Origin of the sequence: Globicatella sp. HMSC072A10, assembly GCF_001811625.1 — a bacterium.
GTDB lineage: Bacteria > Bacillota > Bacilli > Lactobacillales > Aerococcaceae > Globicatella > Globicatella sanguinis.
In genome coordinates this window covers 1-564 of record NZ_KV805714.1, presented here as the reverse complement: position 1 = coordinate 564, position 564 = coordinate 1, and the positions used below count along the sequence as shown (strand labels likewise).

The window sequence follows — 564 nt, the reverse complement described above, 5'->3', positions numbered from 1 at the left end:
GAGGGTCAGCGGTTCGATCCCGTTAACCTCCACCATGACTCGTTAGCTCAGTCGGTAGAGCAACTGACTTTTAATCAGTGGGTCACAGGTTCGAATCCTGTACGGGTCATCAGAATGCGGGTGTGGCGGAATTGGCAGACGCACCAGATTTAGGATCTGGCGCCTTCGGGCGTGGGGGTTCAAGTCCCTTCACCCGCATGAAGACGAACAGATGTTTGTCGAGGTAACTAGCCGGCTTAGCTCAGTTGGTAGAGCATCTGATTTGTAATCAGAGGGTCGAGGGTTCAAGTCCTTTAGCCGGCATTAAGGCCTTTTTGGAAGAGGCCGGCTTAGCTCAGATGGTAGAGCAACGCACTCGTAACGCGTAGGTCACAGGTTCAAGTCCTGCAGCCGGCATGAGTGAATAACAGAACGCGGAAATAGTTCAGTGGTAGAACACCACCTTGCCAAGGTGGGGGTCGCGGGTTCGAATCCCGTTTTCCGCTTTGCCAGCAAACTTAGGCAAATGCCGGGGTGGCGGAACTGGCAGACGCACAGGACTTAAAATCCTGCGGGTAGTGATAC

General features: G+C 53.7%; 5 tRNA genes. All 5 read left to right on the top strand.

Annotated elements, in window-relative coordinates:
• Positions 1-36: 36 nt before the first annotated feature.
• The 5 genes from HMPREF2811_RS05130 (at position 37) to HMPREF2811_RS05110 (ending at position 485) form a co-directional block, all read left to right on the top strand.
• A tRNA-Lys gene (locus HMPREF2811_RS05130) sits at positions 37-109 on the top strand.
• 7 nt (positions 110-116) lie between these two features.
• Positions 117-198 (top strand) — tRNA-Leu (locus tag HMPREF2811_RS05125).
• A gap of 32 nt (positions 199-230) precedes the next feature.
• A tRNA-Thr gene (locus tag HMPREF2811_RS05120) sits at positions 231-303 on the top strand.
• 20 nt (positions 304-323) lie between these two features.
• Positions 324-396, top strand: a tRNA-Thr gene (locus tag HMPREF2811_RS05115).
• Positions 397-413: 17 nt separating this feature from the next.
• Positions 414-485 (top strand) — tRNA-Gly (locus HMPREF2811_RS05110).
• The last annotated feature ends 79 nt before the right edge of the window (positions 486-564 follow it).